We start from the raw sequence: 6,556 nt of genomic DNA on the forward strand, positions 1-6,556 counted from the left end.
GAGTTGTGGATAAGACGGAAAAGACAATTTTTATCGGACTTTCAGCCGTTTTGGCGGTTTTGACAGCTCTTCTTATCTGTGGAAGCGGTTTTTTAAGCCCCTCCAGGGATGTGAATCCGTTTGACCTGCAGCAGGTAAGAACGGTCCGGATTGTTATGGCCGAGAAGGATTGGAAATGGCTTTTGGCCAATCCGATGTCCGAAAAATATGTCCGGGCCGATTTTTGGTTCGACGGCCGAAAGTTTTCGAATGTGGCCGTTCGCCCCAAGGGCAACTCTTCCCTAATGTCGGTGGCGGCAAGCGGCTCGAAGCGATTGAGTCTGAAGATTGATTTTAACTTTTTTAATAGCGCTCAGACTTTCTATGGAGTCAAAAAGCTGTGCCTGAACAACGGGTTTTCAGACCCGACCTTTATTCGGGAAGTGCTCAGTTACGAAATCTTCAAAGAGATGGGACTTCCGACCCCGCGATGTGCCTTTGCAGATGTATATGTAAATAATGAGCATCTCGGGCTTTATACCCAGGTGGAGGCGATTGATAAAACCTTTCTGGCTCGACATTTCGACAATCCGCACGGCAATCTGTACAAGCCGGAAATCGGAGCGGCGCTGCTGAACTGGACAAAGGAAGATGTGGACAAACAGGCGGAAAATCCATTTTTCACCTCGCGGGAAAATCCCAACGACCCGCTGGCGGTGCGCCTGGGCGGCAGACGGCTCAGCGACCTGCTCGAACTGCTCGAGCGGGAAAATACTCCGCTGGAGGAACTGCTCAGCCGACAGGCCGCCGGGCCGTTTGGCGGGCCTTTTGGAAGGGGATTCGGCGGGCCGGGACCCGGAGGGGGATTTGGTCCCAATCCGGGAAATCAGCCGCAAGGCGGATTTGGCGGACCTCCTCCGGGGGGATTTGTTCCAGACCCGAATCGTCCGTTTCCTCCAGGGAATGTTCCGGCGCCTGCCGGGCCTTTCGGTCCTCCTCCGGGCGGTTTTTGGGGGCCGCCCGGTGCATTCAGAGCGGACCCGAATAATCCAATGAGACCCCCGATGGGGCCGCCGGGTGTTTTCCCGCAAGGGCCGGGAATGCCGCCTCCGTTTGCGGCGGGCGGACGATTTGACCCGAATAATCCTCCGATGGGCTTCGGACGCCGAGGAGGCCGAGGATTCGGCGGACCGCCGGGTCTGGGCGGCGGACCCGGGTTTCGATGGGGGAATCTTCTGGATGCCGTCGGATTGAAAACCAACGAAAACAAGGCCGACCATACGGCTCTGTTTCGACTGCTGGAGGTTCTGAACAAGTGCCCCGATGAGACCTTCCCGCAGGAGATTGAGAAGGTGCTGGATGTGGACCAGGTGCTGCGGTATCTGGCGGTTTCCGTGATGATTGTGCATTTGGACAACTATATCGGGATGGGGCACAATTATTATCTGTACGAGACGAACGGACGTTTTACGATTCTGCCGTGGGATTTGAATATGACCTTCGGGACCTTTGGAATGGGACTTGTGCGGGATGCGGCTGATTTTTATATTGACGAACCGGTGATCAATTTCTTTGAATCCCGTCCGCTGGTGTATCGCCTTTTGTCTTATCCCCCTTACAGGGAGCGATACCGTCAGTATTTAAAAGACCTGCTGGACGGCCCCTTTGCAGAGGGAGTATTAGAAGAGCGGATTGACCGTCTGGCGGCGCTGGTGCGTCCGTATGTGGAGAAAGATGAACTGAAATTTTTCACGCTTGAGGATTTTGAAAAAGGGCTCAATGAGGGTTCTGCTTTCGGCGGCGGCTGGGGCGGCTGGATGAGGCCGCCGGCGGGCAATCAGAATCCGCCCGGGCCGATGGAGCCCCAGGGTCAGCGGCCGGCTCCGGAGGAGAGAGCTGCCGGCGGCGGGCGATTCGGCTTTGGACGGCGCGGTCCCGGATTCGGCGGCCCTCCCGGAATGCAGGCCCCGGGGTTAAAATCGTTTATCGCCAAACGGCGGCTGTCCGTCCGCAGACAGCTGAGCGGGGAAATCCCCTCCAGGCCGACCGAAGAGGAGCGTCAGCAGATGATGCCGAGATTTCCGGGAATGCCGCCGATACAGGAGGGCAATCGATGAAGGGATTTCTGAATTTTTTCAGAAGGCCGGCCGAGCAGACGAGCGAATTGGACGGCTGGCGAATGGAACGAAAATTTTTTATTCCGGAGGGAAAAATTGAGTGGGCGGCGGGTCTGCTGCGGCATTGCTGCCCGCCGGACCGGCAGTATCCGAAAGGGGTGATTCATTCCCTTTATTTCGATACGGAGGATTTGGAGGATTATGAGGATTCGCAGCAGGGCAGCCGGCATCGGAAGAAAATCCGTATCCGCTGGTATGAGCCGCTGCCGCAGGAAGGCAATGCAGCAGTTTTTGCGGAATTAAAAATCAAAAACGGTTTTGCCGGACAAAAAAAGCGGCAGGTCTTTTCCGTGCCGGTCGAAACACTTCGAGGAGAACAGTGGAAAAAAGGAATCCTGCCGGCTCCGGTGCTGCTGAATACACTGGCTCAATTCGGCGTCTTTCCAACGGAACGGCTGCTGCCGGTCATTCGGATTTCCTACCATCGGCTTCGATTTACTGACCTGATGACCGGAGCCCGTGTGTCGCTGGATTGGCGGATTGAGTCCACACCGGCCGATTCGGTTTGGTCGGGCTCGGAAGAGACGCTTCGAATGGAAGGAGCAGTTGTGGAAGTCAAGGGACGTTCAGCGGAGCTGAGTGAACCGCTGCGGTCCCTGACCCTGCTGGAGACGGACTGGACACGCTGTTCGAAATACGCCTGCTGTCTGGCGGCCCACTTGGAAGAACCGGGCTCGTTCGGACAAACAATGCTGTCCGGGCGCGCTTCGCGGAATGATTTAAAATAAAAACCCAACAGGAACGTTATAGGAGAAAAAAAGATGATGCTGGCGGCTCAACTGAAGTTTCAATCGCTGGATTTGACGGTTTCGGATTTGTGGATTCCGATGGCTGCGTCGCTTGCGGCCTCCGTTGCGGTGTACTGGATGTATCATTTGTTTTACGGCTCGCGGACGATTGGGGCGGGCGTGGACCGGGCGTTTCTGCTGGGCGGACCGGCGATTACGGCGCTGTTTCTGGGGATACAAAGTTCCATTCCGCTGTCGCTGGGACTGCTGGGAGCGCTATCGTTTGTGCGGTTTCGCACGCCCGTAAAGGATTCGGCGGAAATTGGTTTTCTCCTGTTGCTGATTGCCTCTTCGATTGGGATTGCCACCGGCACCTATGCGATTGTGATTGTGCTGTTTGCGGCGGCGTTTCTGACGCTGACGGCGCAGGCGCTGCTGAAGCGGCGGTTTTGTCTGCGGCGGTTCAGCCATCTGCTCCTGTCGATGGACAAGGAGGCCTTTGACCGGCTCCAGCAGCCGCTGGAAGCGTTCCTCCGCGGGCAGGTGGACAACCTGCACTTAAAAACGCTTTCGGTGATGGACGGGCGGGTGTCGCTGCAGTATCAGTTCCGAAAGCGGGCGGATTTTGACCGCGCCGGCTTTGTGCGGCAATTGAGCGGCATCGCCGCCGGTACGCCTGTCGAAATCTTCCTCGGCGGTGCGTAAAGGATTCGCTCTTGTTTATTAGATTGAGAAAAACAGGCAAAGAGGGTTTTCCTGCTTGACAAAAAGCAGAAAATCGTGTATATGGCCTGTTTGTAAAGACTTAGGTGAGGGCGGTTAGCTCAGTTGGCTAGAGCGCCAGCTCGACACGCTGGAGGCCACAGGTTCAAGTCCTGTACCGCCCATTTCGGGGCAAAAACCTCATTTTCGGCTTTGGAAATGAGGTTTTTCTTTCCTTTTTTCTGGGGGCATCGTACAATCAAAGGGCATGATGGTTCGAGCAGAACAGGCCGGTCAATTTCGGGAGGCAGACAATGGTTGGACGAAAAATGTTTGCGGCAGCAGCTCTGGGTTTCTTTTCTTTTTTTGGCACTCTTTTGGCACAGCCGGATAAACCGATGGATGGCGAAAAACCCGTCCCAAAGATGAAAGCCCTCATCATCGACGGCCAGATGGTCTTTGAGGGCCACAAATGGCAGGAAACGACCCCTGTCCTGAAGGCCATTCTCGAATCCAGCGGGCGATTTGCCGTCGATGTCTTTACCTTCCCGCCGAAAGGCCGGCCCAATGAGGATGTTTGTCCGCCGTTTTCGGATTATGATGTCGTGGTGATGAATTATGAAGGCGATGCCTGGGCGGAAAAAACCAAACAGGCCTTTGTCATCTATATGCGGCAGGGCGGCGGGCTGGTTGTGGTGCATGCGGCGGACAATGCCTTTCCGGACTGGCCCGAGTGGAACGAAATGATTGGGCTGGGCGGCTGGGGCGGACGCAATGAAACAGCAGGCCCGATGGTTTGGTGGCAGGACGGCAAACTGGTGTATGACACCTCCCCCGGTCCGGCGGGCTATCATGGTCAGAAAGCTGACTGGGTGGTGACAATCCGGGACCCGAATCATCCGATTACGGCCGGTCTGCCGACGCGTTGGCTCCACTGCTGCGATGAGCTGTACAGCAAACTGCGCGGACCGGCGGTGAATCTGCATGTCCTGGCGACCGGCTGGCAAAGTCCTGCACAGCGCGGCACCGGTCGCGATGAATTGTGTCTGTTTACCATTTCCTACGGAAAGGGACGCATCTTTCATACCACACTCGGCCACGATACGGCCTCGATGCAGTGTGTCGGCTTTATTGTGACGCTGCAGCGCGGGACCGAATGGGCCGCCTCCGGCACGGTTGCGCTCAAAGAAGTGCCGGAGGATTTCCCCACAGAAACACAGACGCGAAGCCGTTCGCTTGTGCCCGCTAAATAACTCGCCATCGTTCCGGGCGGCATTCTTATCGGACGAATCTTCGGCGGTTATCGGACACAGCAAAAAAACTGCCCTCAGAATTAATGTTTTCGCACACCAAACGGCGAAGATAACAAGGTAGCCGTATTGCAGGCCAAACACCGCCGGACGAGTTATCGGACGAGCGGCAAAACGGATTTTGTGTGAGGGCGTTCGGATGGATACCAGAGAGATACTGAGCCGAAAAAGCCGAGTCCGCCAGGCGATGGAATGGATGAGCGAGCCGAGTTTGCAGGCGCCGGAAGACTCCGGCGGCACGTCCAGTCAGACAGCGGTGCTGGAAGAGCAGCTGCATCAGGCCCGGCAGAGACTGGCTCGGCTGGAGCAGCAGAAGGAAAACCTGTCGCTGACCTGTGCCTCGCAGGATGCCTATATTGCGCAGCTGGCTCGCGAGTTTGCCGCACTTCAGGCGGACAAAGCCCGCCAGGAGGAGGAATTGGAACGGCTGCGGGCTCATCAGACCCAATCAGCTCAGACACATCAGACGGCAGAATCGCTCCGGCGGCAGCTGGAGGAAGCCCGCGCCCGCATCTTTCATCTGGAGGAGGCGGCCCGGATTCATCAGCTGGAAGCCGGCCGCAGTCAGGATGCCCTTGGTGAGGCCCTGCGGGAAAAACAGGCGGCCCTGGAAGAAAAGCAGGCCGCTTTGGCCGCTTTGGAAAACCGAATGAATGAACTGCTCGGACGGCATCAGGAGCAGACCGCTCAGATGGAACAGGTGCAGCAGACCTGCCGGCAGCTCGAGGAGGAAAATCACGCGCTGCGGACCCGCGTGGCCGAATTGAGCGGGCAGATCGATGTGGTGCGTCTGCAGGAGGAATCGGCCCGGCAGCAGGCGGAGCAGATGCGTGCTCTGCGGAACCAGACCGCCCAGCAGCAGGAGCGAATCAGTCTGCTGGAACAGGAATTGTCGCGAGCCCGGCAGGCGGCTTGCCGGCTGGAGGAAGCCCTTCGGAATCATTATCAGAATACCGATGAACAGACCGCACGGCTTCAGCAGAAGATTACCGAGCAGGAGCGGCTCTTCCAGAAGGTGGCTGAGCAGCGGGACCAGCTGTCGCTGGAGCTGGATGACCTGCAGGAAACGCACAGCCGAATGAGGAAAGAATATGCTTCGATGCAGGCACGGCTGGCGGAGGCAAACCGGCAGCTGGAGGAATTGGCGGCTCGAAGCGGCCGAAGCGAGCAGGAACTTGAAGAGCTTCGGGCTCGGCAGCAGGAGGCGGCCGGTCTTCAGCAGCGTCTGGAGGCGGTGCAGGAGGAACTTCAGCAGGCCCGCCGGACAATTCAGCAGCTGCAGGAGATGCTGGCCGGCAGTCAGGACAAACAGGCGGCGGAATTGGCGGCCGCCCGGGAGGAGCTGCTCGAGGCCCAGAGGACGATTGCTTCACTGCAGAGCCAGCAGGTGCTTGCGCAGGAGCGCGGGCAGGCGGCCGAGCGGCTGAGCCGGGAACTGGACGAGGCCCGTCAGCGGATTCGTCATCTGGAGGAGATGCTTCACAGCGGGCAGGAGCAGTCGGCTCTGCAGAAGGCGGCTCTCGAAACCGAGCTGCAGGAGCAGCGGACGCTATGCAATACGCTGACGGCCCGGCTGCACGAGGCCGAGCAGGCCCGGCAGATGTTCGAGCAGGAACTTGAAGAGCTTCGGGCTCGGCAGCAGGAGGCGGCCGGTCTTCAG

The 6,556-nt window shown here is 57.8% G+C and carries 5 protein-coding genes and 1 tRNA gene; all 6 read left to right on the top strand.

What is annotated here, in order from left to right; translation table 11 throughout:
• Positions 1 to 5 precede the first annotated feature (5 nt).
• Positions 6 to 2,096: a CotH kinase family protein gene (locus WHS88_00425; GenBank protein MEJ5258637.1), complete on the top strand. Its 2,091-nt coding sequence runs from the start codon at positions 6 to 8 to the stop codon at positions 2,094 to 2,096.
• Complete coding sequence (locus tag WHS88_00430; protein ID MEJ5258638.1) at positions 2,093 to 2,884, top strand: VTC domain-containing protein; 792 nt, start codon at positions 2,093 to 2,095, stop codon at positions 2,882 to 2,884. Before WHS88_00425 ends, WHS88_00430 begins: the two co-directional genes overlap by 4 nt.
• A gap of 33 nt (positions 2,885 to 2,917) precedes the next feature.
• Positions 2,918 to 3,589, top strand: coding sequence for a DUF4956 domain-containing protein (locus WHS88_00435; protein MEJ5258639.1), 672 nt, complete (start codon positions 2,918 to 2,920; stop codon positions 3,587 to 3,589).
• Positions 3,590 to 3,697: 108 nt separating this feature from the next.
• A tRNA-Val gene (locus tag WHS88_00440) sits at positions 3,698 to 3,771 on the top strand.
• A 213-nt stretch (positions 3,772 to 3,984) separates the two neighbouring features.
• Complete coding sequence (locus WHS88_00445; protein ID MEJ5258640.1) at positions 3,985 to 4,839, top strand: ThuA domain-containing protein; 855 nt, start codon at positions 3,985 to 3,987, stop codon at positions 4,837 to 4,839.
• 196 nt (positions 4,840 to 5,035) lie between these two features.
• A partial coding sequence (locus WHS88_00450) for a hypothetical protein (GenBank protein ID MEJ5258641.1) occupies positions 5,036 to 6,556 on the top strand: 1,521 nt, incomplete at its 3' end.

The organism is Anaerohalosphaeraceae bacterium (genome assembly GCA_037479115.1).
Classification (GTDB): Bacteria; Planctomycetota; Phycisphaerae; order Sedimentisphaerales; family Anaerohalosphaeraceae; genus JAHDQI01.

What these genes read in the sequence shown, in the direction of transcription:
- WHS88_00445 (MEJ5258640.1), top strand. Translation starts at nt 3,985, where the DNA reads ATGGATGGCGAAAAACCCGTCCCAAAGATGAAAGCCCTCATCATCGAC.
- WHS88_00435 (MEJ5258639.1), top strand. Translation starts at nt 2,918, where the DNA reads ATGATGCTGGCGGCTCAACTGAAGTTTCAATCGCTGGATTTGACGGTT.
- WHS88_00430 (MEJ5258638.1), top strand. Translation starts at nt 2,093, where the DNA reads ATGAAGGGATTTCTGAATTTTTTCAGAAGGCCGGCCGAGCAGACGAGC.